This is a genomic window from Gelidibacter sp., from assembly GCF_053579655.1.
Map to the genome: position 1 here is coordinate 278,352 of NZ_JBMDWE010000001.1, position 26,785 is coordinate 305,136.

At 37.4% G+C, this 26,785-nt stretch carries 28 protein-coding genes and 1 pseudogene; 6 read left to right on the plus strand and 23 right to left on the minus strand.

Annotated features, from left to right (window positions below):
* Positions 1-148: 148 nt before the first annotated feature.
* Entirely contained in the window at positions 149-1,498 is a 1,350-nt protein-coding gene (locus tag ACOH2D_RS01145; RefSeq protein WP_449534131.1) for a coiled-coil domain-containing protein, read from the minus strand.
* A gap of 174 nt (positions 1,499-1,672) precedes the next feature.
* Between ACOH2D_RS01145 and ACOH2D_RS01150 the strand changes: the two genes are divergently transcribed.
* Positions 1,673-2,458, plus strand: coding sequence for an MBL fold metallo-hydrolase (locus tag ACOH2D_RS01150; protein ID WP_449534132.1), 786 nt, complete (start codon positions 1,673-1,675; stop codon positions 2,456-2,458).
* Between the two features lie 124 nt (positions 2,459-2,582).
* Positions 2,583-2,816, plus strand: a complete 234-nt coding sequence (locus ACOH2D_RS01155; RefSeq protein WP_449534133.1) for a hypothetical protein — start codon at positions 2,583-2,585, stop codon at positions 2,814-2,816.
* A gap of 101 nt (positions 2,817-2,917) precedes the next feature.
* Here the strand turns inward: ACOH2D_RS01155 and ettA are convergent, their stop codons facing one another.
* On the minus strand, positions 2,918-4,609 hold the full coding sequence (ettA, locus tag ACOH2D_RS01160) for an energy-dependent translational throttle protein EttA (protein WP_348034897.1): 1,692 nt from the start codon (positions 4,607-4,609) through the stop codon (positions 2,918-2,920).
* A gap of 86 nt (positions 4,610-4,695) precedes the next feature.
* Positions 4,696-4,872 (minus strand): CAL67264 family membrane protein, encoded by a 177-nt coding sequence (locus ACOH2D_RS01165; protein ID WP_348034895.1) that lies wholly within the window; start codon positions 4,870-4,872, stop codon positions 4,696-4,698.
* Between the two features lie 320 nt (positions 4,873-5,192).
* On the opposite strand from ACOH2D_RS01165, the gene ACOH2D_RS01170 reads away from it, so the two are divergent.
* Complete coding sequence (locus ACOH2D_RS01170) at positions 5,193-6,371, plus strand: MFS transporter (RefSeq protein ID WP_449534134.1); 1,179 nt, start codon at positions 5,193-5,195, stop codon at positions 6,369-6,371.
* 24 nt (positions 6,372-6,395) lie between these two features.
* Here the strand turns inward: ACOH2D_RS01170 and ACOH2D_RS01175 are convergent.
* The 6 genes and pseudogenes from ACOH2D_RS01175 to ACOH2D_RS01200 form a co-directional block, all read right to left on the minus strand.
* Positions 6,396-6,566 (minus strand): annotated as a pseudogene (locus ACOH2D_RS01175) (pirin family protein); the annotation flags it as partial.
* A 27-nt stretch (positions 6,567-6,593) separates the two neighbouring features.
* Positions 6,594-7,037 (minus strand): MarR family winged helix-turn-helix transcriptional regulator, encoded by a 444-nt coding sequence (locus ACOH2D_RS01180; RefSeq protein ID WP_449534135.1) that lies wholly within the window; start codon positions 7,035-7,037, stop codon positions 6,594-6,596.
* 24 nt (positions 7,038-7,061) lie between these two features.
* Positions 7,062-7,397: a hydroxyisourate hydrolase gene (gene uraH / locus ACOH2D_RS01185; protein ID WP_348035386.1), complete on the minus strand. Its 336-nt coding sequence runs from the start codon at positions 7,395-7,397 to the stop codon at positions 7,062-7,064.
* A 332-nt stretch (positions 7,398-7,729) separates the two neighbouring features.
* Positions 7,730-7,861, minus strand: a complete 132-nt coding sequence (locus tag ACOH2D_RS01190; protein WP_348035390.1) for an N-acetyltransferase — start codon at positions 7,859-7,861, stop codon at positions 7,730-7,732.
* A gap of 9 nt (positions 7,862-7,870) precedes the next feature.
* The gene (locus tag ACOH2D_RS01195) at positions 7,871-8,014 is read right to left on the minus strand and encodes a GNAT family N-acetyltransferase (RefSeq protein ID WP_449534136.1); all 144 of its coding nucleotides are present in this window, start codon (positions 8,012-8,014) and stop codon (positions 7,871-7,873) included.
* A gap of 1 nt (position 8,015) precedes the next feature.
* On the minus strand, positions 8,016-8,546 hold the full coding sequence (locus ACOH2D_RS01200; protein WP_449534137.1) for an NADPH-dependent FMN reductase: 531 nt from the start codon (positions 8,544-8,546) through the stop codon (positions 8,016-8,018).
* A gap of 182 nt (positions 8,547-8,728) precedes the next feature.
* On the opposite strand from ACOH2D_RS01200, the gene ACOH2D_RS01205 reads away from it, so the two are divergent.
* Positions 8,729-10,357 carry an acyl-CoA carboxylase subunit beta gene (locus ACOH2D_RS01205; RefSeq protein WP_449534138.1) on the plus strand — a complete coding sequence of 543 codons (1,629 nt, stop codon included), beginning with the start codon at positions 8,729-8,731 and terminating at the stop codon, positions 10,355-10,357.
* Between the two features lie 286 nt (positions 10,358-10,643).
* Here ACOH2D_RS01205 and ACOH2D_RS01210 read toward each other — a convergent pair whose 3' ends face one another.
* The 3 genes from ACOH2D_RS01210 to ACOH2D_RS01220 all read right to left on the minus strand — a co-directional run bounded on the left by ACOH2D_RS01210 (position 10,644) and on the right by ACOH2D_RS01220 (position 13,840).
* Positions 10,644-11,714, minus strand: coding sequence for an AMP-binding protein (locus ACOH2D_RS01210; protein WP_449534139.1), 1,071 nt, complete (start codon positions 11,712-11,714; stop codon positions 10,644-10,646).
* A 98-nt stretch (positions 11,715-11,812) separates the two neighbouring features.
* Entirely contained in the window at positions 11,813-12,799 is a 987-nt protein-coding gene (locus tag ACOH2D_RS01215; protein WP_348038012.1) for a CPBP family intramembrane glutamic endopeptidase, read from the minus strand.
* Between the two features lie 6 nt (positions 12,800-12,805).
* Positions 12,806-13,840 carry an o-succinylbenzoate synthase gene (locus ACOH2D_RS01220; RefSeq protein ID WP_348038016.1) on the minus strand — a complete coding sequence of 345 codons (1,035 nt, stop codon included), beginning with the start codon at positions 13,838-13,840 and terminating at the stop codon, positions 12,806-12,808.
* A gap of 356 nt (positions 13,841-14,196) precedes the next feature.
* On the opposite strand from ACOH2D_RS01220, the gene ACOH2D_RS01225 reads away from it, so the two are divergent.
* Positions 14,197-15,201, plus strand: coding sequence for a sterol desaturase family protein (locus ACOH2D_RS01225; protein WP_449534140.1), 1,005 nt, complete (start codon positions 14,197-14,199; stop codon positions 15,199-15,201).
* Positions 15,202-15,335: 134 nt separating this feature from the next.
* Here the strand turns inward: ACOH2D_RS01225 and ACOH2D_RS01230 are convergent, their stop codons facing one another.
* The 9 genes from ACOH2D_RS01230 to menD form a co-directional block, all read right to left on the minus strand.
* Positions 15,336-15,539, minus strand: coding sequence for a GreA/GreB family elongation factor (locus ACOH2D_RS01230; RefSeq protein WP_348038008.1), 204 nt, complete (start codon positions 15,537-15,539; stop codon positions 15,336-15,338).
* A gap of 784 nt (positions 15,540-16,323) precedes the next feature.
* A complete protein-coding gene (locus tag ACOH2D_RS01235; protein ID WP_449534141.1) occupies positions 16,324-17,826 on the minus strand; it encodes an aldehyde dehydrogenase family protein in 1,503 nt (500 codons plus the stop codon).
* Between the two features lie 209 nt (positions 17,827-18,035).
* Positions 18,036-18,875, minus strand: a complete 840-nt coding sequence (locus ACOH2D_RS01240; protein ID WP_348037420.1) for a helix-turn-helix domain-containing protein — start codon at positions 18,873-18,875, stop codon at positions 18,036-18,038.
* A gap of 129 nt (positions 18,876-19,004) precedes the next feature.
* A complete protein-coding gene (locus ACOH2D_RS01245; protein ID WP_348037418.1) occupies positions 19,005-19,682 on the minus strand; it encodes a metal-dependent hydrolase in 678 nt (225 codons plus the stop codon).
* A gap of 246 nt (positions 19,683-19,928) precedes the next feature.
* A complete protein-coding gene (menA, locus tag ACOH2D_RS01250; protein WP_449534142.1) occupies positions 19,929-20,831 on the minus strand; it encodes a 1,4-dihydroxy-2-naphthoate octaprenyltransferase in 903 nt (300 codons plus the stop codon).
* 18 nt (positions 20,832-20,849) lie between these two features.
* Entirely contained in the window at positions 20,850-21,689 is an 840-nt protein-coding gene (locus ACOH2D_RS01255; RefSeq protein WP_348037414.1) for a 1,4-dihydroxy-2-naphthoyl-CoA synthase, read from the minus strand.
* 22 nt (positions 21,690-21,711) lie between these two features.
* Positions 21,712-22,542 (minus strand): CvfB family protein, encoded by an 831-nt coding sequence (locus tag ACOH2D_RS01260; RefSeq protein ID WP_348037412.1) that lies wholly within the window; start codon positions 22,540-22,542, stop codon positions 21,712-21,714.
* Positions 22,543-22,638: 96 nt separating this feature from the next.
* Positions 22,639-22,983, minus strand: a complete 345-nt coding sequence (locus tag ACOH2D_RS01265; protein ID WP_348037410.1) for a DUF2853 family protein — start codon at positions 22,981-22,983, stop codon at positions 22,639-22,641.
* 86 nt (positions 22,984-23,069) lie between these two features.
* On the minus strand, positions 23,070-24,827 hold the full coding sequence (menD, locus tag ACOH2D_RS01270; RefSeq protein WP_348037408.1) for a 2-succinyl-5-enolpyruvyl-6-hydroxy-3-cyclohexene-1-carboxylate synthase: 1,758 nt from the start codon (positions 24,825-24,827) through the stop codon (positions 23,070-23,072).
* Between the two features lie 2 nt (positions 24,828-24,829).
* Between menD and ACOH2D_RS01275 the strand changes: the two genes are divergently transcribed.
* Positions 24,830-24,955, plus strand: coding sequence for a hypothetical protein (locus tag ACOH2D_RS01275; RefSeq protein ID WP_449534143.1), 126 nt, complete (start codon positions 24,830-24,832; stop codon positions 24,953-24,955).
* Between the two features lie 95 nt (positions 24,956-25,050).
* Here the strand turns inward: ACOH2D_RS01275 and ACOH2D_RS01280 are convergent, their stop codons facing one another.
* Positions 25,051-26,277, minus strand: coding sequence for a chorismate-binding protein (locus ACOH2D_RS01280; protein WP_449534144.1), 1,227 nt, complete (start codon positions 26,275-26,277; stop codon positions 25,051-25,053).
* Position 26,278: 1 nt separating this feature from the next.
* Positions 26,279-26,704, minus strand: coding sequence for a PaaI family thioesterase (locus tag ACOH2D_RS01285; protein WP_348037402.1), 426 nt, complete (start codon positions 26,702-26,704; stop codon positions 26,279-26,281).
* Between the last annotated feature and the right edge of the window lie 81 nt (positions 26,705-26,785).

The following is a 26,785-nucleotide window of genomic DNA, read 5'->3' on the forward strand; positions in this document are numbered from 1 at the left end:
AGCCGCGTTAAGGATTGAGGCATTGTTGGAGCTCCTCGAAGAGAGCGACTGCCGAAAGCCTGACCACGCTTTTTTGCGTGGGAACGCCCTAAAAAAAACTAAAGACCTGACAGGTTTTGAAAACCTTTCAGGTCAATCATCATTCTAGTCAAGACAATAAATCGTCATTATTTGTTTTGGCCTTTGTTGCTGCTGCTGGCTGTTCAGCATCATCATTTCCAGAAGACGCATTGGCAGCAGCCTTATAATAATCTTCGAAAATTTCTTTCATGTCAATGCCATAACGCTCTGCAAAATTCTTCTGGATATCGATATCCTTGGCACGAATTTCCTGTAAAGCCTCCGCATAACTGCTATAGACCCCTTGCATTACTTTTTCGTGAACTGGAATATTGTCCATCATTTCCTGACGTGCTTTGGCACTCGCGGTGTGCATCGAGGCCAAAGTGACGCCGATGTGCTCATCGGTTTTAACTCCTAAATGCTCTAAAATGGAAGCGAATTCCTGATCTGTTCGAGCTTTTAAGGCCACTACATAGCCGTCATAATATTTAAGACGTTCTTCGGTATCGCTCTTTAATTTTGCGCGGTGTGTTTGCAAATTGCTTCGTAAAGAGGTCAATACTTTAATGGTCAAGTTGTGTTTATGCACAAAACTATCTTTACTCGCGGCTAAAGTGGTGTAGGCGTTTTTAAGGCCTTCCAACTCTTCAATTTTCTGTTCTAAGGTGGTCACTTTTCCAACGGCTTGTGCATATTGGGACGACTGTTTATCGACGATCTCCTCTAACTCTTGACGTGCTTGCCTTAACAAGGCGTAATTGTCATCGAGTTTTGCTTCTACTTCTTTCTTCTTCTCTAAAGAACGAATGTGATTTTTAGTGGCCTCAACAATGGCAACCTGAAGTTTATCTTCAACCTCTTTGATTTCAACTTCCCTATTTTTTAACCGAGTCACTGCGGCTTGACTTTTATAAGATAGTTCACTTAAAAGGGTTTGCACATCAGCACTTTCGATACGCTCTTGGAACATGGCTTTAGCGCGATTATCAGCACCTGCTCTAACTTTTTCGGCTTCTTTAAACTCTTGCTCCTCTTGTTTAATCTTGCTTTTACGTCCCCAAAGGTTATTCCACCAGGTATCCGGTTTATTTCGCGCGTCTTCTAATTCAATGCGTGCGCGTTCTAGCCCTTTCTGAGCTTCGTCGATAACACGTTGTTCATCGGCATTTAGAGATGAAAATTTTTCAAACATAATACCAACTTCATCCTGATAATCGGTAAGGTCCTTAATGGCATCCAATAGGGTTGTCCTATCTTTTTCTGCCATGTGGACCACATCATCAAGTGTGGCGTTCAGAATTTTCTGACGGGATTGCGGATCATCTTCCTGAGCCAATTTAGATTTCATAGTGTCAATGGCCTTTCCCCAATTGACATCCACTTTACCTGTTTTTTCGTTGGAATTGGTTTCTAATAAATCAAAATCATCAGACATATTATAGCGTTTATTTGTGTTCGACAAGTTATTACTGAGTAGCAATTTCGTTAAAATTTATGATTTTCAAAATTATTACTCTTAAAATTATAAGTAGGTTTTGTTATTAAATTGTTACAAGTCTCTAAATATATTTCAAAAGTCACTATCTTTAAGAAGCTAAAGCTAACAATTATGAAATACACTATATTCATTGCCTCAATTTTTTCACTGCTCTTATTTAACTGTAAAAATAACACAGAAGGAACCGTCAAAATGGCTTCAAAATCTTCGAATATTATCTCTGAAAGCCCAAAACCGGAAGAGATTACAATCATTCCCATACAGCATGCCTCCATGATATTGGAATATGAAGGCGATGTGATTTACGTAGACCCTGTGGGGGGGGCTGAAGCCTATTTAGGTCAGAAAAAGCCCGAGTACATTTTAATCACCCATATTCATGCGGATCATTTTGACATAAAAACTTTGGAAAGCTTGGTCTCGGCATCCACTACTCTCATTGTGCCACAAGCCGTAAAAGATAAGTTACCCGCACTCAACGTTAAAGAAGTGTTGGTCATGAACAATGGCGACATAAAAAAACTGACAGCTTTTACAATAGAAGCCATCCCCATGTATAATTTAAGACCAGAAGCCCTGAAATTCCATCCCAAAGGACTGGGCAACGGATATGTTTTAACTTTAGGCGATGAACGTGTTTATATTTCGGGGGATACGGAAGACACTCCAGAGATGCGGCATCTTAAAAATATTGATATCGCTTTTGTATGCATGAATTTACCATATACGATGACTGTAGAAAGTGCTGCCAGTGCTGTCTTGGAATTCAAACCTAAAAAAGTATATCCTTATCATTATAAAGGTCAAGACGGAATGAGCGATGTTAAAAAATTTAAATCCATTGTAAATAAAGAAAACCCTGATATTGAAGTCGTGCAGTTAAACTGGTATAAGTGATGATTTGTCGATGAAAATAATCGATGAAAAACAAAACTCCTCATAACTTTTTTAGTATGAAACACTTACCGAATACATTAATAGTGTATATTTGACTAGCCAACCAAATCTAAATACTTGAAACATGCATTTATTCTCCTATAAAACACCCCTTCTAGCGGCGGTAAGCACAGAACAACTTACTATGGTTTTACTTATAACCGCCGGTGTATTCTTGTTTTTTATTGCATTGGCAGTGATTAAAATGTATAAATTAAAAGCTGAAAACAAACGATTGACCGCAAGTGATGCTTTCAAAGCAGAAGTTAACGAAGGCTATAAGGACTTTACGGAAGGTCATTTATATGATAATAAATAGTTTGACAAAATCAAATTCCAAATTCCAAATTCCAAAAAACCTATTATCATTAAAGAATTAAAATAAAAAAGAAAGCCGCTCAATTTGAGCGGCTTTCTTTTTTAGCGTACTAATTTTTTATACTTGATTCGTTTTGGGGTCAAATCACCACCAAGACGTTTTTTCTTATTCTCTTCGTAATCACTAAAGCTACCTTCAAAGAAATACACTTGCGAATCGCCTTCGAACGCTAGAATATGCGTACAGATTCTGTCCAAAAACCATCTGTCGTGACTAATCACAACGGCACATCCTGCAAAATTTTCAAGACCTTCCTCCAGTGCTCGTAATGTATTAACATCCAAATCGTTGGTAGGCTCATCTAAAAGTAATACGTTACCTTCTTCCTTAAGCGTCATTGCTAAATGCAAACGGTTACGTTCTCCTCCAGAAAGCAGTTTAACTTTTTTGTTCTGTTCACTTCCCGAGAAATTAAATCGGCTTAAATACGCTCTAGAATTCACTTGCCTTCCGCCCATCAATATCAATTCCTGCTCATCGCTGAAGTTTTGCCAAATGGATTTCTCTGGATCAATATTGGAATGCTTTTGATCAACATAAGCGATTTTTGCAGTTTCTCCAACTATAAACTCGCCTTTGTCTGGTGTTTCCTCACCCATAATCATTTTGAAAATGGTTGTTTTACCGGCACCATTCGGACCAATAACTCCAACAATTCCAGCTTGCGGTAAACTGAAATTTAAGTCTTCATAAAGCAGTTTATCGTCAAAACCTTTGCTGACTCCAACGGCATCAATAACATTAGTTCCTAAACGAGGTCCGTTTGGAATATAGATTTCCAGTTTTTCGTCAAGTTGTTTTTGATCTTGACTTAACAGTTTATCATAGTTGTTCAAACGTGCTTTTTGCTTAGTCTGACGTCCTTTGGCACCTTGACGCACCCAATCCAACTCACGCTCCAATGTTTTTTGACGTTTGGAAGCGACTTTGCTTTCCTGAGCCATTCGTGTCGATTTTTGCTCCAACCAAGACGAGTAATTTCCTTTCCAAGGAATCCCTTCACCTCTATCGAGTTCTAAAATCCAACCCGCTACGTTATCCAAGAAATATCTATCGTGCGTTACCGCAATAATGGTTCCTTTGTATTGTGCCAAATGATTCTCCAACCAATGTACAGACTCCGCGTCCAAGTGGTTGGTAGGCTCATCCAGTAACAAAACATCCGGTTCTTGCAATAATAATCGGCATAAAGCTACACGACGACGTTCGCCACCAGAAAGCACTCCAATTTTCTTATCGCCATCTGGAGTTCTTAAGGCATCCATCGCGATTTCTAATTTGGTATCCAATTCCCAAGCGTTTGAGGCATCGATTTTATCCTGTAATTCCGCTTGACGGTTCATCAACTTCTCCATTTTATCGGCATCAGAATACACTTCTTCCAAGCCAAACATCTCGTTGATTTTGTTATATTCATCAAGAATAGCCACCGTTTCAGCAGCACCTTCACGAACCACTTCCATCACGGTTTTGTTGTCGTCCAATTGTGGTTCTTGCTCCAAATAGCCTACAGAATAATCCTGAAGGAATGTCACATCGCCTTGATAGTTTTTATCAAGTCCGGCAATAATTTTTAAAAGTGTGGATTTACCAGAACCGTTAAGTCCTAAAATCCCGATTTTAGCTCCATAAAAAAAGCTCAAATGAATGTTTTTTAATACAGGTGTATCGGCACCTTTAAAAGTCTTAGTAAGTCCTCTCATCGAGAAGATTACTTTTTTATCGTCGCTCATCGTTTAAAATAAGTTATTTGTTATTATAAAATTAAGTGGTTTCAAACTTGGATGAATAAAGCCTATTAAGAACTATAAACACAAAATTACACTCTACCTTTCAAGGCATTAAATACCCAAGCAATAGCAAAGAATCCGATGCCCACTGCCCCAAAGCCATATCCGGCCACATCGTCGTACCTAAATGCACCTAAGCAAATTAAGGCAATTCCAACTATTATCATGATTGTTGTGGCCCAAGCCAACACTGTGTTTTTATTCATTGACATAAATCTTAGTTTTTAAGGGAACTACAAATATCGAATAATTTAGGATAAAAACATCTGTTAAAGTCAGATTTTAAAAGGATTCTTATAAATGTGATTCATTAGGCCATCCTGTATTTTGTGATTCGATTTCATAAAGTCTAGATTGGTATTTTGTTATATTTCTAAAGAGATTTCTAATTATTCCGCAATAATGGTGCAACTATTTGTAGGTCTTATCAATTAACTTTTTATTATCATTTATTCTGATGTCCGTGAGCTCCTTAACCCTTAAATTTGCAACTTCTTTTTTTTAAACTATTAAACACACCTTATTTATGAACAAAGCCTTACTAGCATTAGCCATTGGAGGATTTGGCATCGGCTTGACCGAGTTTGTCATTATGGGTATTTTACCAGATGTGGCCCAAGCTTTTGACATTAGTATCCCTGTTGCAGGACATTTTATCTCGGCTTATGCCTTAGGTGTGGTTATTGGCGCTCCCATACTTACAGGAATCGGCAGTAAATGGCCAGCCAATAAAGTGTTGTTGGTACTCATGTTATGGTTTACTGTTTTTAATACTTTATCAGCGTTTGCCACAGGCTATAACTCATTTATGATATTGCGCTTTCTATCTGGCTTACCTCATGGTGCGTTTTTTGGAATCGGAGCCGTTATGGCTGGCAAGTTGTCCAAACCAGGCAAACAGGCCCAAGGCATCGCCATTATGTTTAGTGGACTGACCGTCGCTAATCTTTTAGGAGTTCCGTTAGGAACTTATTTAGGCAAAAACTTTGATTGGAGTGCTTCTTTCTTAATGGTTGGAGTTGTTGGTGTCCTTGCCGTTTTAAGTGTGAAATTTTGGATGCCTTTACTTCAGAAATCTTCTGAAACTAAATTTACAAGTGAATTTAAAATTTTTAAACGCCCAGAACTCTGGCTTATCATTTTATTGACCACAGTCGGTACTGGCGGATTTTTTGCATGGTACAGCTATATATCGCCTTTAATTACTGATGTTGCTGGACATTCTGAAAACGTAGTCTCTTATGCTATGGTTCTGGCAGGATTAGGAATGGTCATCGGGAATTTTATCGGTGCTAAACTCACTGAGAAATTTGCACCGTTGAATACGGTTATGATCGTTCTTTTTTTAATGATGATTTGTCTGTCGCTCAATACCTTTTTAGCCTCCGATAAGGTGATGGTTTTAGTGATGACTTTCATCATAGGAATGGTAACTTTTGCCATCTCCACACCGATTCAAATGCTTATTATAAAAGCCTCAAAAGGTTCTGAAACTTTAGGCTCCTCACTAAATCAAAGTGCGTTCAACATTGGTAATGCTTCTGGTGCTTATTTTGCCGGATTGCCTATTGCCATGGGCTACGGATACACTTCAGCCGATTGGGTTGGTGCCGCCATGGCAGGAACAGGCGTATTAATCGCATTTGGAATCTTGATCATGAAAAAAAGCAAGACAAGAAAACTTGCAAAACAAGCCTTTTCATAAGAGCTTTCTTTTATCATTAAACCAAAATCCCATTTTTGGAGCGCTAGTGTCATCGTTTAAAACTCTTAAAGCGCCAAATTGGATTTTTTCTTGATCGAAATAATTAGCGAAACTGAAGGAGTGATTTGCATTCACCCATCCGTGATTGGCGTGTACTCTCTCTTTTGCTTTATGGATTAATGGTTTAAATGCTATTCAAGAGATGTCTGCCGTCGCTTGGATTTATCTTATTTTATCTAATAAACCACTGAGCTGGACAGCTTCTTCTTCCGTGAGGTTTTTAGGCAAATCTTGATGCAAATCTTTTGAAATGGCCTCCAAAAGCTCTAGTCCTTTTTCAGTGATTTTTATATATACAACGCGCCTATCATTATCATCCTCACATGGAAAGCGCTCTATCAAATCTTTCGCATAAAACTTATCCATTAATCGCGTGGCATTTGGCGAACGTTCATTCATGCGCTTCTTGAGCGTTTGAACTTTCAAGGCATCATTTGTGCCATTTAATATTCTTAAAATATTGTACTGTTGGCGTGAAATCCCGAAAGGCTTAAAGAACTCGTTCTGAAAACTCGAAATCCAACTCGCCGTATATAAAATATTGATGAAGGCTTTGTCCTTAACATTGGCAAATTTTGACTTGATATCTTTAGAAATAACTCCCATGTCAATTGTGTAATTACCATATTCTTAATTACCTCTATAGGTAGAATATCCGAACGGAGACAGGGTTATTGGAACGTGATAATGATTATCATCCTTAATTTCAAAAACGACTTCAATGAAAGGATAGAAAGAGCTTTGATTTAATTTTTCAAAATAAGATTCTACAAAATACATCAGTTTAAAAATCCCATGCTGACTGGTTCCGTTATTTACTTTTAGAAAATCCGTAATCCTTCCGTTGACATCTGTATATTTTTCATCTAAGGTCACCCGTTTTCCCGTGTCATCTTGTTTGGATAAACTGATCTTAAAATCAGGAGCAGGTTTTCCCTGAGTCAAGTTCAAAATTTGACTGGACAATTGATATTTAGCTTCTTAAGTAAAGCTCACACTCGCAACCGCAAGCAGCAATACGATTAATAAATTTTTTGGTTTATTTTATGGATTTATTTTATTTTTTTACTTTAAATCCAGAGCGCTCGACCGCTTTTATTGCAGTGTTGTGGTCATTTTCACTACCTCCGCCACCGGATACGCCTACGCTTCCGATCAATTGACCATCTTATAAAAAGATACGCCTACAGCCTGATTCAAATTATAGGATTGATCGACCTCCTGAGCTGAAACCATAAGTCATAAGTGAAATCATGACCAAGCATATATTGTATTAAGCCTCAGAAGTATCGGAGTTATTATTTTATTATATCTTGGTAGTCATCGGATTTTTTCTCAAAAACCGATTTCACAAAAGGACATTCCGCCACCGCTTTTAAGTTATTTTGACGTAAATAATCCACGGTAGCAGCAATTAATTTTTTACCGATGCCTTGCCCTTACATTGAATCATTGACTTCGGTATGATCAATAGTAATTTCATGGTCTCCCGAAAGTCTATAGGTCATATCTGCCGCTTGTTTGCCATCCAGTTCAATATAAAATGAACCGTCTTTCCCGCTGTCTTTGTGTTTGATCTCCATATTATAATTGGTTTTGAAATAATTTTACGGCGTCTTTAAGTTCGTCATCAAATTGCATATCCGTAATTTTTCCGTCAGCAAATTTGTCATGGAACAAAGGCAACGAAAATTCAGCTACAATTTTAGCGTCGTGATAAGGGAATCTGCTGTGTGCCATGGCTAAAACGGACGCTGCGCCTCTTCTACCGGTAGACGTTGCCATCAACAGCATGGGTTTGCCCATAAATAATTTAGATTCATGCCGCGACATCCAATCAAACAGATTTTTGAAAGCGGAGGAATAAGCCCCGTTGTTTTCGGCCAACGACAATACAATCCCGTCCGTTTCTTTAATGTACTGATGAAACTTCTTAGCGTTTTCTGGAATACCACTTTTAGCCTCCAAATCTTTGCTGTATATGGGCAAGTCAAAATCATTCAAATCTAAAAGTGTTACTTGGGCATCTTCCACCAAACTTGCTGCATAATTTGCCAATTCTTTATTGATAGAATCTGAACTGTTACTTCCTCCAAAAGCTAAAATTTTCTTCATTTATTATTTCGATTAGTGTTTATTATTTGATCAAATAATTCGCCACAAATTTACTTCAAAAAGCTATCGTCCATGGAATATAATCCATGTAAACAATTTTAACTTTTATTTAAAATTCATCCTAACTGCTGTTTTTGTAAGAGTATTAAAGTTTGTATTTTTACATCAAACAAAAAACAGCAATGGACCTTAACTTCAACAAAAACGAAGATCACAATAAACTTCTACTCTCAGCTTTACGTAAACGTTTTGCCAAAGTAAAATTGGGCGGCGGCCAAGAAAGTATTGATAAACATCACGAAAAAGGTAAAATGACAGCGCGTGAGCGCATCGATTATCTGTTGGATCCTAAAGCCAAATCCATTGAAATCGCTGCTTTTGCTGGCGAAGATATGTATGAAGAACATGGTGGCTGCCCTTCAGGAGGCGTGGTTATCAAGATCGGTTATGTGAAAGGAAAACAATGCATGGTGGTTGCTAATGATGCCACCGTGAAAGCTGGTGCCTGGTTTCCCATTACTGGAAAAAAGAATTTAAGAGCACAGGAAATTGCGATTGAAAACCGCTTGCCGATTATTTATCTCGTCGATTCTGCAGGGGTGTATTTGCCGATGCAAGACGAAATTTTTCCCGATAAAGAACACTTTGGTCGCATTTTCAGGAATAACGCCATCATGAGCAGCATGGGCATTACGCAGATTGCTGCCGTTATGGGCAGCTGTGTTGCAGGTGGGGCTTATTTACCAATTATGAGTGATGAAGCTTTAATTGTAGATAAAACGGGAAGCATCTTTTTGGCTGGAAGTTATTTGGTAAAAGCAGCCATTGGAGAAACCATTGATAATGAAAGCTTAGGTGGTGCCACAACACATTGTGAGATTTCTGGGGTAACGGATTATAAAGCCAAAGACGATAAAGATGCTTTGGACACCATTAGAAACATTATTGATAAAATTGGCGATTTTGACAAAGCCGGATACAATCGTGCAGAAGCACTAAAACCAAAGGAAAATCCTGAAGATATTTACGGCATTATTCCAAAAAGTCGCTCTGATCAATACGATATGTATGAGATCATCAAACGCTTGGTCGATGACTCAGAATTTGACGAATACAAAGCAGGCTACGGACAAACGATCATTACGGCCTATGCACGAATTGACGGTTGGGCCGTCGGAATTGTTGCCAACCAAAGAAAATTAGTAAAAACAGCCAATGGCGAAATGCAATTTGGTGGCGTGATTTATAATGATTCAGCCGATAAAGCTACCCGTTTTATTGCGAATTGCAACCAAAAGAAAATTCCTTTGGTATTTTTACAAGACGTTACAGGATTTATGGTGGGCAGTAAAAGTGAGCACGGCGGGATTATTAAGGACGGAGCGAAAATGGTAAATGCAGTGAGCAACTCGGTCGTTCCGAAATTCACGATTATTATTGGCAATAGTTATGGTGCTGGAAATTACGCCATGTGCGGAAAAGCCTATGACCCACGACTAATCGTTGCATGGCCAAGCGCAGAGTTAGCGGTCATGAGTGGAAATTCGGCCGCAAAAGTATTACTTCAAATTGAGACGGCTTCCCTTAAAAAGAAAGGGCAAACCATCACTAAAGAACAGGAAGACGAACTTTTCAACACGATCAAAGACCGTTATGATGCGCAAGTATCGCCTTATTATGCTGCAGCCAGAATTTGGACAGACGGCATCATTGATCCGTTAGATACCAGAACTTGGATTAGCATGGGGATTGAGGCGGCAAACCACGCTCCTATTGAGAAAAAATTTAATATGGGTGTTTTGCAGGTGTAATTTAAAATAAAAGAATAAAGACCGCTTCGCTTTTAGAATTAAGATTAAAGACTTGAATGAGAATAACTTGTTAAGAATCAAAAACAAGAAAAATAAGACAGTTTATAATTTATAGAAATTTAAACGACGAAAACTATATCCAGTCAAAGATTCAAGAAGTCCAATCTTATCTTTATTTTATAAAATGATTAAACACAAAAGAGCGACCCGAAAGTCGCTCTTTTTGTGTTTAAAATAGATTTATATGAATTCAAATGAACGTCTTTCAATTGACGTTACATCCTTTTTAATGAACGTCTTTTTTTATTAACTTCAAGGTTTCCTTACGTTGAATCTTGCCTGTGGCTGTTTCTTTAAACTTAGAAATGGCGTAGATGGCTTTCGGAACTTCGAACTTATCCAACCCTTTAAATACCGAAATTTTAAGGATGTTGACATCACTTTCTATAATAAGAATCAATTTTTCGCCCAAAGTTGCATCTGGTTCTGAAGTTATAAAAAATCGCTCCGTAATTTGATCGGCAAGTTTCGCTTCAATCTGTTCTGGAAATAACTTAACACCTCCTGAATTGATCATATTGTCAATACGGCCTATCAATTCGAATTCAGTGGCCGAATGCAATTTAACCACATCATTGGTCACTAAACGCTCTGGTGCCACTTTTGGAGCGTCAATCACTAAACAGCCTCGGTCATCTTGCGAAATAGTCACTTTCGGAAATACTTTAAAATAATTGGATTTCTGTTTGCCATTCATCGCTTTTATCGCAATATGACTCACGGTTTCAGTCATGCCATAAGTCGCATAAATTTTGGTTTTTAAGCCTTGGATTGCTTCTTCCAAGGGTTTTGAAATGGCTGCGCCTCCAATAATCAGGGTTTTTATATTATGGATATATCCCAAAGTATTCTTTAATTGCAGCGGTACCATGGCACAAAAGTCATAGGTTTTGCCATAATCGAAAATTGGATGTGTGGTAGGATCCACAAAATCGAGATCCAAACCTAAAATCATGGCTCTGACCAACATCATTTTTCCTGCGATATAATGGGTTGGCAAACACAATAAAGCCGTTTGCCCCGGTTTCATTTTAAAATAATTACCCGTTGCAATGGCAGAATTGACCATGGCCTGTTTACTCACTTTCATTAATTTAGGCTGCCCTGTAGATCCTGAAGTCTTGACATTGATATAGTCTTTTGAATCCAACCAATCCATCAAGAAATCGCCCATTACTTTTTCATAAGGTGTGCCTTCTTTAACTAAACTATAAGCAACTTCTCGAAGTTCTTCCGCATCATAAAAGTTTGAATTTAATCGAAATTTCAAATGAATTTTATCGAAAGATGGCGTCATTTTATGGGGTTTTAAGTATTGATATGTTAACTATTATATGTGGACTAAGATATAATTTTCATGCGGAACGAAAGTATCGATATCGAAAAAAAAGAACCTTATTCAGTTCCAATTTGATTGATCTCTTCCGACATACGATTATTTTCTGTTGATGGTTCTACAACCTTGCCGAATAACTTTCCTTTCCAATCTGTCCAGTTATAGACTTTCGATAAAATGAATAGAATAATAGGAAACAACACAAATACTGGCATTAAAATATCCATAAACTCCGCAGATTTCGGATCGGATAAATCTTTAAAAATAGAATGCGTTTGGAAAGCCGTCCAATCGGCAGTGACCAATAAAGCGGTGAATAAATTGTTAGCCGCATGAAAGCCTAAAGACAGTTCCAAGCCTTCATCCATCAACGTCATAATCCCTAAAAACAAGCCCGTACCAATATAATAGATCATAATTATGGGCCCAAGTTTATCGACTTCAGGATTTGAAAGATGCAACAATCCGAAGACTGCGGAAGTAATTACCAAGGGAATCCATTTCGATTTTGTAACCACACCAATGCCTTGCATCAAATAACCTCTAAATAAATATTCCTCAAAACTGGTTTGTAAAGGCACTAAAATAATGGCAATCACACACAAAATCAGGAATGGCTGCAAATTAAAGTTGAAAACATAATCTTCGGGCGACATATAATAATCAATGAGCACCAAACTCGAAGATAAAATACCCCAAAAGAAGAAAATCGTCCAAAAACGTTTCCAATCAATTTTTGGTCGTGATGTTGTTAAGGAGGTAATGGACTGCTTGTGCAACCACTTCACAACGCCGAGTAAAAACAATAATCCGCCAGCAAAAGGAAGTAAAATAAACACCAAATTGACATTGGATTCAAACAATCCCATAAGATAGGCAGGATCGTTCATTCTTGATTGATCAATGGTCCCACCTTGCATCGTTTTAAATAGGATCCCAATACCATGGGGAATGGAAAAAATAAACACACCAATAATGGCAATCGCTAGTCCTACAACATAACGCCACCAATCATGTAATCCTTTAAACGCCTGAGCTATATACATATTCACTTATAAATTAAAATTCCAATGTGTTATTTTATTGTACTGCAATGTACCATTTTTCACTTGCAACGGACTATCGAAATTATTGGTATATAAACCTCCAGTTCCAAGTCCTTGAGGACTATCGCTTTTCAAAGTGTAAGTCCATTGTGCAATCGCATTTAATCCTACATTACTTTCTAATGCGCTTGTAATCCAATACCCAATATTGGCGTTTTCAGCAGCTGCTATCCAATCATTACTGCCATGAAATCCACCAACCAAAGTCGGTTTTAGAATAACATATTGCGGTTGAATGGTTTGTAGCAAATCATACTTATCTGTGACATCAAAACTGCCAATTAATTCTTCATCTAATGCAATATCGAGCGGGGTTGTTTGACATAATTTTGCCATTTCCTCCACTTGCCCTTGTTTGATGGGCTGTTCAATTGAATGCAAATGATAGTCCGATAATCGTTTTAGTTTTTCTAAAGCATCAGCAGGCGTAAATGCACCATTGGCATCCACACGCAATTCCATATCATCTGCAGAAAAATGGGTTCTGATAGATTTTAGAAGGTCTAATTCCGTTTGAAAATCAATGGCACCAATTTTTAGTTTGATGCAGGTGAAGCCTTCGTCAATTTTATTTTTGATTTGTTCTCTCATGAAAGTTTCCGATCCCATCCATATCAATCCGTTAATGGGAATTGCATCCTGACCTTTAGTAAATTCGGAAGGAAACAATTCAAAAGGCACTTCACTTTCTAAATCAAAAAATGCCATTTCCACACCAAACTGAATGCTGGGAAATTCTTTCAACTTTGAAAGCAGCACTTCCTTTCCCAAGAAAATATTTTTACACGTCCAATTTAAAACCGCTTCAAAATCTGGTCGGTCATCAATCGACAAGCCTTTAAACATGCCACATTCGCCGATGCCTTTTTTTCCTTCGGATTCAATAATAAGGAACCAAGTATCCTTAGTTTTGAGGACTCCACGCGAGGTGCCACTGGGGTGTTTAAAGTTGAGGATGTATTTTTGGTAAGATGCTGTCATAATAGGGTCAAAAATAGTCAAATAATTTTGTATTTTTAAGAATGAAAGCGACGTTAGCAATAGAATAGAGGTGTTCAAAACAACATCTCATTTTTAGCCACGAATTTCACTTATTAACACGAATAAATGAGAACAGCGCAATCGGAATTCGCGAAATGATTATATAAAAACGATGAGATAAATGAAAAAATCTAAAGATTATATCAAAAATCCGTGATTATCAAGTAATTTATGGCTTAACATGTTTAATGCTTTTGCCCTCATCTCGAAACTTTAATTTGCCTGATATGAAATTTGATGACGGGAGATAAATTTATATGACAATAATCTCCTTAAACTTTATAACTAGTTAAAAAATGCCAGAATTTCCAAATATCATTCTTTACGCCATTCCGTTTTTCATCATTTCGATGGGACTGGAACTTTATGTGAGCATCAAAGAAAACAGAAAAACTTACGAAACCAAAGATGCCTTTACCTCCATCGCGATGGGATTGGGGAATGTGTTTTTGGGATTCTTCAGTAAGGCGGTAGTATTGTTAGCGTTTATGGTCATTTACGAAAATTTCAGGATTTTCACCATTCCATTTGCTTGGTGGAGTTTGGTGCTCTTGCTATTTGCTGATGATTTTTCATATTATTGGTTCCATCGCATTTCTCATGAAAACCGATTGTTTTGGGCGTCTCATGTGGTGCATCATTCTTCAGAACATTATAATTTGAGCACGGCCTTGCGCCAAACCTGGTCTGGTGGGTTTTATTCGTTCATCTTTTGGTTATGGCTCCCGTTGATTGGTTTCCATCCCGGAATGATTTTATTGCAAATGTCTGTAAGCTTATTGTACCAATTCTGGATACATACCGAAGCGATCGACAAAATGCCCAAATGGTTTGAAGCGGTCATGAATACGCCATCGCACCACCGCGTGCACCACGGCAGCAATCCCTTATATTTAGATAGAAATTACGCCGGAATTTTCATTATTTGGGATAAACTATTCGGCACTTTTCAACCAGAACTTAAGGATGAAAAAGTCATTTATGGTTTAGTGACCAACATCAAAACATACAATCCTTTGAAAGTTGCTTTTAATGAATGGATGGCCATGGGACGCGATGTGTTCTCTGGAAAGAAATCGATCCAAGATCGCGCTAAATACATCGTCAAACCTCCCGGATGGAAACATGACGGCACTGGGAAAGTGAGTGATGATTTGCGCAGGGAATGGCAGGAGTCAGTACACAGTGGGCAGTGTTCAGTTGGCAGTGTTCAAACAGCGGTCGGCAGTCCTCGTTTTTCCGTAAGCAGTGAACGGTCCGATTATAAGCCACAGACTAAAGATTCATCAGGGTTCCATTAACAACAGGTTGTACTAAACAAACGTAATGGTTGACCAAACAACCAATGTAAATTCATGAAATTTTAATAGGTTTTAGGTAGCAGGCGCAAGAGATCGATTTTTGTTACACTAAGGGCACTTGATTCCCGTTCTTCTCAACTTTTTGAAAAATAGATGTTTGTAAGGATTATTAATAGGCGATTTCCATAATTTAAAGTTCGATCTTCCTTTTCAAGCTTCAAAATGGCTTTATCACCGACCTTTTTATCTGTCAACAATTTTGTAATGGGGGAAATGAAATATACTTTTCCTTTTGAAATATCAGCTTCATCGACCCCTGCAATTTGATATTTCGACATTTTTTTTCTGAGCCTATTATAAGTGTTACCAATAAACCAATTCGGACTTCATTTTGTGGTTGCTTGGTAAGATCAACAATTTTTGCTGTAGATATGCGGTTTTGCAATAATTGTTATTTTGCATTGATATGATTTATGGCAATGCGTCTTTCATTCTCGTTTAGACTTTCCAATTGATCAATGCTATTAATCAATTCCTGCTTTTCATCTAAAGCGCATTGAAACCAAGCTGGGTAACATAGTTCCTTATGCCTTCTGACAAATCGGCCCTTGGGGAAACAATAGGAATTTCCTCTTGATCTTCTTCCCTGACAAATCCTCTGCTCATGATTTATTTTATTTTAATGACAACTTTTCCTTTGGTTCGTCCTGCATCTTTCAAAGGAAATGTTTTATCAATAATGGTTTTTACCTGCGCTGACTCTACAAGCCTTGTAACTTCATTTAATTGTTTTCATCTGCTCTTATTAAAAGTAAACCCTAAAATGCCGATTTATAATGAATTTGCTTTGTTATTTTTATTCTTTTCGAAGTTAAATATAATTTGGCAAAAAAATTCAATTGCATTCGCATTGCAGTGCCTACATCAGCAGGGTCATTAACGGGATTAACCTTTTTGCTTCTTTTTAAACACTTCAAACGCATCTTCGGTGTATTCAACTGATATAAAGAACATAAAATCGTTTTTTCATTTTAAAAAGTGATTGTGATATTGCAATTATTTGTCTTAAAAACGACAAAACCCCAGCAATGCCGGGGTTTTATCTTTATTTAGAGGTTTCAATTAAAAGAATCCCATTGGTTTTTTGTCGTAAGAGATCAACATGTTTTTTACAACACGGTAATGATCTAATGCCATTTTATGGTTTTCACGACCAAATCCTGATTCTTTAACACCACCAAATGGAGCGTGTGCAGGATAAGTATGATATTGGTTTACCCAAACTCTACCAGCTTGGATAGCACGTGGAACTTGGAATAATTCGTGAGCGTCACGTGACCAAACACCAGCACCTAATCCGTAAGGAGTATCGTTAGCGATAGCGATAGCTTCTTCAGTAGAACTAAATGTAGTTAAGGCTACAACTGGTCCAAAAATTTCTTCTTGGAAAACACGCATGTCGTTTGTTCCTTTTAATACTGTTGGTTGGATGTAATATCCTTCTGAAATATCACCTTCGTAGTTACCAGCGTCACCACCAGCCAATACTTCAGCACCTTCTTCTTTACCAATTTTGATATAGTTAAGAATTTTTTCGTACTGTGGTTTAGAAACTTGTGAACCAATCATTGTTTCAGGATCTAATGGATTACCTGTTTTGATTGCTCCTAAACGTTCTTGCATTCTTGCGATAAAATCATCAGCAATATCTTCGTGAACTAATATACGAGATGGAGCTGTACAAATTTCTCCTTGATTAAGTGCAAACATTAACGCTCCTTCAATAGCTTTGCTATAGAAATCATCGTCTTGATCTGCTACTGATGGGAAGAAAATGTTTGGAGATTTTCCACCTAATTCCATTGTTACTGGAATAATGTTTTCAGCTGCATTGTGTAATACTTTACGTCCTGTTTCTGTTGAACCAGTGAATGAAAGTTTAGCAATACGTTTAGATGTTGCTAAAGCTGCACCTGCTTCTGAACCAAAACCAGTTACGATGTTTAATACACCTGCAGGTAAAATATCACCTATAAGTTCCATTAAAGCGATAACACTTGTTGGAGTTTGTTCTGCTGGTTTTACAACTGCAGTACAACCTGCTGCTAAAGCTGGAGCAATTTTCCAAGCTAGCATTAACATTGGGAAGTTCCAAGGAATGATTTCTCCAACTACTCCAATAGGCTCGTTTAATACGATACTTACTGTGTTTTTGTCATGCTCAGAGATACTTCCTTCGTCTGCACGGATAATACCTGCGAAATAACGGAAGTGATCAATACAATAAGGGATATCTGCTGCTCTTGATTCACGGATTGGTTTACCGTTATCAATAGTTTCTAGTGTTGCCAAGTATTCGAAGTTATCTTCCATTACTTGAGCAATTTTCAATAACATATTGCTACGTTCCGTTGCTGAAGTTACACTCCAAGTTGGGAATGCTGCGTGTGCTGCGTCTAAAGCAAGATCGATATCTTCTTGCGTTGAACGGGCTGCTTGAGTAAAAACTTTTCCATCAACTGGAGATACGTTGTCGAAGTACTGACCTAAAATAGGTGCTACGAACTTACCGCCAATAAAATTCCCGTATCTTTCTTTGAATACAGGTTTTGTTACATTTGCCATAATTATAAATTTAAATTTGATTCTTAACTGAAGCTTGCCTAAACAAACGTTGTTTAATTATGATGCAAATTTACGTCGGCTTTCCAGCTTTCTATTTATTGAAATGGTTCAACAACTTATGAAAATAGGTCAATGTGAAGATTATATAAAAACAAAAAGGCCCACGTATAGATAGGTGCCTAAAAACTAGATACTTATATTACTCGTTCTTAATTCGAAATATCTGTTGGACTAACTCCGAACTTATTTTTAAAGGCAACGCTAAAGTTAGATAGGTTGTTGTAGCCTATATCTAAATAAATATCAGAAGCTTTTAAATCGCCTGCTTCCAGAAGTTCTTTCGCCTTTTGCAAACGTTTATCTTGCAACCATTTCCCTGGTGGTTCTTTATATTCTGAAGTAAAATGACGCTTGAAAGTCGATAGACTCATATGACATAAAAATGCAATTTCTTCCAGTTTCAAATTGGAGTGCACATTACTTTCTACTATGTTTTTAAAAGGGGAAACCTCTTTGGATATTAATGAACGTAAATAATACTCGAAATTGGATCCGTATTTGTTAAGTAAATACAGCATGATTTCCTCAAATTTTAGGGATAATAAAGCATTGCTATAACTGTGATTTTGAAATGTATCAGATGACAGGGACGTTATAAATGCAGCAAGATAATTATCATTCTCAATAACGAAATAAGGAACCTCCTCTTTATAGGGTTTCACGTCATTAGTGTATTTGCTTAAAAATTCGGTCAGTTTTTTTTCAGAAAAAAAGAAAAGCTTGCAATAATATATAGCATCTGTATCTAATAATTCGGTCCAGAGCCAATTTCCTTTTTTCAGCAACAGTGACTGTTTGTTATTTACAGCCATTGAAGTATTTGCAAAATGCACTTGCTTTTTACCCTCTTGCAAAAAGCTAAACATATTCATACTTAAGTTGACTTTGCTTTTTACAACATCACTGGTCATTTTAAAATCATAGACAAACAAATCTGGAATGTTAGATTGCTTAACAGCATAAATTTCAGGTATGTTTTCTATTGGCATCTGTTTTTTTTTAGATGTGAAATCACTTTAATAATTGAAATATATTTAACTAATACTATTTTTTATAGGCCTTCTGACAAACATTAGTCTACAAAGATACCTATTGAAAAGGATAATTATAAAATCTGATCACAACTCAATACTCTCCCCAATCTCCAACAACATCAAATCCTTGCCCTTATCAAAAAATTTACGCTTGGATTCTTCATGGTCAATTTCGATATAACCAAACGTATCATAATGGTAGCCCATGATTTTATCACATTGGACAAAATCGCTCGCAATAATGGCGTCGTCAACACCCATGGTAAAGTTGTCGCCAATAGGTAAAATGGCTAAATCGAGCTTGATTCGCATAGGAATAAGTTTCATGTCCATCGCAAGAGCCGTGTCGCCCGCTATGTAAATGTTTTTTCGTTCGCCTTCGATAACGAAACCTCCTGGTTGTCCGCCATAGCTTCCATCAGGGAATGACGAGGTGTGAATGGCATTAACATATTTCACATTGCCAAATTCAAAATCCCAAGCCCCGCCATGGTTCATTGGATGCACTTCAAAGCCCATTTTCTCAAAATGAGTGGCAATTTCAAAATTAGAAACAATCATCGCATTTGTGCGCTTGGCAATGGCTTCCACGTCTAAAATATGATCTTGGTGTGCATGGGTTATTAGGATATAATCCGCTTTCAACGTATTAATATCAACATGAGATGCTTTTTCGTTGGCTGAAATAAAAGGATCTACTAAAATGTTGACATCATTGACTTCAATACCTAAACTGGCATGACCGTAAAATGTGATTTTCATGATTTTGGAAATTAAAAGATGTTATTTTTTGAACGACTTAAATATATTCAAAATATTTCGAGGTACTTCATTTCAGAAGAATAAAAGCAGTGTTTATAAAAAGAAAAACTCAGACATATTATTCAATATGTCTGAGTTTTAAAGCCCCAAATCTTATAACCAACTTAATAGCAAATAAATGTCGGCTAAAAAATATACTTAAATATACAAATTAATTATTTGACAAACAAGCATTTACATCCTTTTTCATAAGATATACCCTATTCCTAACAACAATGAAAACAAGAATGTTGACAATGCCAAAACTTTCAATTGCGAATCAAAATCTGAAGAAGCCTTGGCTTTTACAATTTTTTTTATGTGTATTATGAGCGGAATATAAGCTATTAAAAAAATGAAATTCCATAAGGAGGTATAATAGAGAATTGCAAAAACGACTCCCAAAACCAGCGCACTGATGACTACAAACAGATGATATACTTTTGATTTTTGTTTCCCCAATTTTACCGCTAAGGTCATTTTGTTGGATAATTTATCAGATTCGATATCTCTCATATTATTCAGGTTTAATACCCCAACACTGAGCAATCCAACCGCTAGAGCAGGCAACACAACGATATGATCCAATTGTTTGGCATACAGAAAATAGCTGCCCACGACACTTACAAATCCAAAGAAAACCAGCACATAAACATCACCTAAACCTCTATAGCCATAGGCTGAATCTCCCATAGTATATTTCATGGCCGCATAAACCGAAATACCTCCCAAAACAAAAAAGAGAAGGGTATATAAAAAGTAACCATGCCCAAAAGCCTTAAAAATAAGCAGCATGGTCAATACTATAACAACTAAGACGTTTATTTTCAACGCCTCCAGCATTTGTTTTGGTGTAATTTCTCCACTTTGAATGGCGCGCGTAGGTCCTACTCTCGTGTCATTATCAGTGCCTTTTACTCCATCGCCATAATCATTGGCTAAATTGGAGAGAATTTGCAACCCAACAGTAACCAATAAAGCAAGTATAAAAACGATGGAATTGAAGAATCCGTTATAAACAGCAAAACAACTTCCTACAACGATTCCTGAAATAGATAAAGGCAGCGTCCGTAATCTGAACGCTGACAACCACAGTTTTATTTTTTTCATTCTAAGATTTTGGCTGTATTATGGAATCCATTTTTTCTCAAAGTTCGGCTTCCTTTTTTCCAAAAATGCGTTTCGTCCTTCAATGGCTTCGTCGGTCATGTAGGCTAATCGGGTGGCTTCACCAGCAAAAACTTGTTGGCCAACCATGCCGTCATCGGTTAAGTTCATCGCAAACTTCAGCATTCTTATAGAGGTTGGCGATTTTCCTAATATTTCCTGAGCCCATTCATAGGCGGTATCTTCCAATTCGTCATGTGGAATGACCGCATTGACCATACCCATTTCATAAGCTTCTTGAGCGGAGTAATTTCTTCCTAAGAAAAAGATTTCACGTGCTCTTTTTTGACCTACCATTTTCGCTAAATAAGCAGAACCGTAACCGCCGTCAAAACTCGTGACGTCAGCATCTGTTTGTTTGAAAATCGCATGTTCTTTACTCGCTAAAGTAAGATCGCACACCACATGCAAACTGTGACCGCCACCAACTGCCCATCCAGGAACCACTGCAATAACTGCTTTAGGCATGAATCGGATAAGGCGTTGCACTTCCAGTATATTTAAGCGATGGTAACCATCCTCTCCTACATATCCTTGATGTCCTCTGGCTTTCTGATCGCCACCACTACAAAACGAATAAACGCCATCTTTAGATGATGGTCCTTCCGCAGATAATAATACGACCCCAATATTTACATCTTCGTTGGCATCATAAAAAGCATCGTACAATTCGCTGGTGGTTTTTGGCCGGAAGGCATTTCTAACATCGGGTCTGTTAAAAGCAATTCGCGCTACACCATTACATTTTTTATAGGTAATATCTTGATATTCCTTGACAGTTTCCCACTTGATTTGACTCATGTAATTTCGTTTTTAAAGTGAATTAAATAAGATAGATGCCATCTTCCTTAATATCAATTAATCGTTGTTTATATAAAGTTCCAATGGCTTTTTTAAAGGTCTTTTTACTCATTTGTAAAGCATCCTTGATATCCTCTGGATCTGATTTATCCGTTAAATTGAGATAACCTCCGTTGTCTTCCAACTCATGCATAATGTTATCTGCATTAGGTTCAATCTTTCTATAACCTATTTTCTCTAAAGTAATATCCAGTTTATTATCAGGTCTGATTTTTTTGACGACACCTTTCATACGGTCCCCAATGCTCAGCTCCTTATAAATGTCATCTTGAAAAATGAGTCCCGCATGTTTATTATTGACAATAACGTTCATGCCAATATCTGATGGGTGGGAAATAATAACATCCACTTCTTCAAATTGTGTGACGGTCAACTCCGTATTATCCAGAAAATGATTGGTTTTACTGGAGGCCACCAACCGATCCGTTTTCTCATCCAAATAGCAATGGACCAAATACCAGCCGCCTTTTTTCATCTTAAATGCCTGTTCAATAAATGGACAGAACAGCTCTTTTAACATGCCCCAATCCATAAAGGCACCGTGATCTGTGACCTGATTGCAACGCAACATGGCAAATTCACCACGTGTTATATAAGGTCTGTCCGTAACGGCAACCAAACGTTCTTCATTATCTAAATAAACAAAGACCTCAATTTTGTCCCAAATCTTAAAAGTTTCGGGCACATATCTGTTTGGCAATAGAACTTCATTGCCTTCTGTATCTGCTATATAAAGGCCTTGCTCGGCCTCTCGAAGTATTTCGAGTGTGTTGTATTCTCCAATATGTATCATGCTACAAAGGTAAGTATATTCGTGTTTATCCCACAAAAAAAGCGCTACAGTTCTGAACAATCAGAAGTAACGCTTTTCAAATTTTAAGGTTTCATACTATTTGTTGTACACCGCTTCCTTTTTGAAGTGCTTTGTCAATAAATAATAGACAACTGCTCTGTATTTATTTCTATTAGATTTACCATAAGTTTCTATAACTGCATCCATTCCTTTATCTAAATCGGGACCATCCTTCAATCCTAATTTTTTGATCAAAAAGTTGTTTTTTACAGTTGCCAATTCAGAAGGATCAGTTCCAGAAACTGTTGAAGAGTCGGCATTATAGATTGATGGGCCACAACCAATGGTGACTTTGGTCAACAAATCCATATCAGCATTAACACCACATTTTTCTTTTAAATCTGCGGCATACTTAGTAATTAATTCATCTCTTTTACTCATGTTTATGGTTTTTAGTGATATATAATTAATCCTTCAATATAGTGATTTTTAATTTATTTTTAAAATATTAATTACCGACTTTATGTTTAATTAAGCCCTTTAAAATAGGTAAGTAAAACTTCATCATTTAATTGTTCTGCAGTGTTGATTTCTAGAATTTTCGGTTGTTTACTTTCATTAAAAAACATCGTTAGCGCATTTACCAAATCACTCTGACTAGATACTTTTTTATACTTAAAATTGAACATCTCAGCCAGGTGTTGTGCCGTCAAATGGTGCTTCGTTTCAAAATAAGTGTCAAAATTTTCGGTGTTTTTATGTCCTGGAAGAATTCTGAAAATTCCGCCGCCACCATTATTGATTATGATTATCCTGAATGAATTGGGAATGTAATTGTTCCAAAGGGCGTTACTGTCATAAAAGAAACTCAAATCGCCCGTAATAAAATTTGTTTGACGTTTATGAGCTACTGCGCAGCCTATCGCAGTTGACGTACTCCCATCAATACCACTAGTACCTCTATTACAATAGACTTCTATCGATTTATGGATGTCAAATAATTGCGCATATCGAATGGCCGAACTGTTACCAATTTGTAATATCGAGTCATTGGGCAGCATTTTAAAAAGCGTATCAAAGACTTTGAAATCTGAAAATGGAACGCTCTCCAGATAACTATTGTGCTTTTTAGCCCGCTCCGATTTAATTAGCGTCCAATAATTCCGATAGGAACTTTTGATTTCTTTGGTCTTCGGCAGAAATTCGCTAAAAAAATAATTCGGATCTTCCTTTATGTGTTGGGTCAAGCAGAAATATGTATCATAAGCGCGAGTTTCACTGATATGCCAATGCTCTTTGGGTTGGTATTCCCTTAAAAAAGTTTTTATTTTTTTGGAAACTACCATTCCTCCAAAAGTGATGAGGATTTCCGGTTGGAGCTTTATAAAATCTTCCTTTTGTAAGGGCGAAATTAACTTATCGATATTTGGAAAAAAAGCGCCGTGATCTATATTTGAAGTGCTTTCGGTAAACACGACCACACTATCATCTTTTGCCAGGAAGTTTAACCACTTTTGCTCGATTTTATCGGGTGTGTACTCGCCTACCAATACCATTTTTCGTTTGGCTTTTCCCCAAGCATTTAAGCATTGATCCAGGATAAATGAATCCATTTTAGGTTCCTCAAATTCGATTTTGATGTTTTTTGGAGCCACTTTCAAAGTGTCCACCATCTCATATAAAGGTTCATCAAAGGGCACATTGATATGTACCGGACCTTTCTTGAACACGGCTTTATTAATCGCGTCATTCAGTTCGCGTTCATTGTGCGTTTGAATATCCTTTTGAAGCCCTAATAAGCGCTCCAATTTATCTTCGATATTCTTGAAAATCGGAATGTCTTCACTCACAGGAATGTTCAGCTCATCCTTTAAATCCAACTTTAAATTGGCCGAATGGATGATGTGATTTTCAAAAACATTCTTTTGATTGATGGTTTGTCCGTCGCCAATGTTCTGAAGATGCTTTGGTCGATCGGCAGAGAGTACAATCAACGGGATTTCGCTGTAAAATGCTTCGGCAACGGCGGGATAAAAATTAAGCAACGCACTTCCCGAGGTGCAGGTTACCAATACTGGCGCTTCAATTTGTTGCGCAATGCCAAGTGCGAAAAACGCTGCGCAGCGCTCATCTACAATGCTATAACATTTAAAAAAAGGATCGTTAGTAAAACCAATGGTCAACGGTGCATTTCTGCTTCCTGGAGAAATGACAATGTGTTTGATGTTTTTTGCTTTGCAAAGCTGAATAACAGTCTGCGCTAGCGGAATTCTAGGATATTTCATTCATGCGTAAATCTGATAACAAAAGTACGAAAATTGAAGTTGGATATGAAAATGAAATCGAAGTTGAAATCGAAATTGAAATTGAAGTTGCCTGCCCGTCCGCAGCTTTAGCCAAGTCGGGAATTTGAATATCTAACAAAGATTAGTGTAAACTAAAACCCGAAACAATAAAAACTTGAAACAACAGAAACCTGAAACTCAAGTTACAACCCAATAGTCCCCTCTATAATACACTTTTTATAATTTGAGATTTATGAACGGTTTCTTGCCATTCTGCCTCGGCATTCGAGTCTTTTGTGATGCCGCCGCCAACGTAGATAAAAATATTTTGATTTTTTATCTGCATACAACGCAGATTGACATAAAGGTTGGATACCGATTTCTGAACGTTATAGGCATTGTTTTCCACATTGCGCCTGTTTGTATTTCTTTTAAGGGTTTCTTTTAGATGTAATTCGCCCATAAAACCGGAATAAAATTCGCGCGGATAGCCCTCATTTTCCATGATATACGCTTTGGCCTTTTCTTTTGGGAAACCACAAACGGCGGGTGTTGGATGTAAGGCCTCTAAAATTGGTTTCAAGGCACTTGTTTCAGGTTTTAATTGCATGGAGATTTCAGTTTGCAGATGTAACAAATTCCCAGCTTTTACAGTTTTTGGTCCTGAGACTTTTATGGCGTCATTTGAAACCTGGATACTGCTGACTGCTTGCCCGTCCGCAGCTTTAGCGACGGCGGGAATACTGCCGACTGATGAGTGAGGACTGATGACTGACCGCAGACTCTCCACAATAAAATCAGTAACTATTTGCTGTTCTTCTTTTTCTTTTTCTTTCCAAACCACATCTTCCGATCCTTCAAAAGCCTGAGTTCCTGCCAAAGACATTGTTTTTAGCTGGTTCCCGCTGACACTTAGCAAGGTTTCGGGTGTTGCTCCAAGCCACAAGCCCACCTTAGGATGGTACCAAATAGATACAAATGCTGTTGGATAACGTTGCAGTAAACGTTTAAATATCGCAATAGGATTGGTCCCAACCCTCTCAATAACTTCTCGTCTTGACAACACTACTTTTGAAAAACAATCTTCCTTTATGCCTTCAATACCCTTCTCAACACGCTTTATATGTGATTGTTTATCTGCCTGCTGAATGGAATTGATACTATGAGATACTGTTTCCTGAAAATTTATTTCATCTTCAGAAAAATCATGTTGATCAAATGGAACAGTAAGGACATCCGAATGATTTAAAGGAATTAAAAAGGCATCTTCGCGGCTATCAAAAGGTGCAAACACAAATCCGCTTTCGGTAAAATCAGAAATAACATGTAGCGTGTCATCACCTTGAAGCATGGCTTTTAATTCGGACGTATTTGGTTTTCGATACGCTACAAAAGGCAACTTGGCATACAGCTGTTTTTCGATCTGCTCAAAAAATTGATCCAAGGGCATGCTATTTGGTTTTTGGTAAAGTTATGGTAGATAATCTGCAGATGGAGACCAAATTATCATGGTCGTCTGTAATTCGTATATCGAGAAGTTGTGTCGTTCTTCCTTTGTGAAGAAAGGTCGCTTTGGCATAAACAAATCCGTCTCTTACAGATTTTAAATGATTGGCAGTAATTTCGATGCCGCGCACAACTAGATGTTCAGTATCCAAGAAAATATGTGACGCAAAACTTCCAACACTTTCTGCCAAAGCCGCCGTGGCGCCACCATGAAGCACACCATCAGGCTGATAGACTCTAGAATTTACCGGCATTCTGGCCACTAAAAAATCTGGGCCGTAGTCCACCATTTCTATATTCAAGGTTTCCATCAAAGTGTTTTTACTGGCGCTATTCGCTCTTGTCAAAACTTGTTCTTTCGATAATTGCATAGAAAAATAATGTTTTTGTGATCAAATGTAAAGGTACGGAAGTAGTTTCTAGTTTCTAGTTTCTAGTTTCTAGTTTCTAGT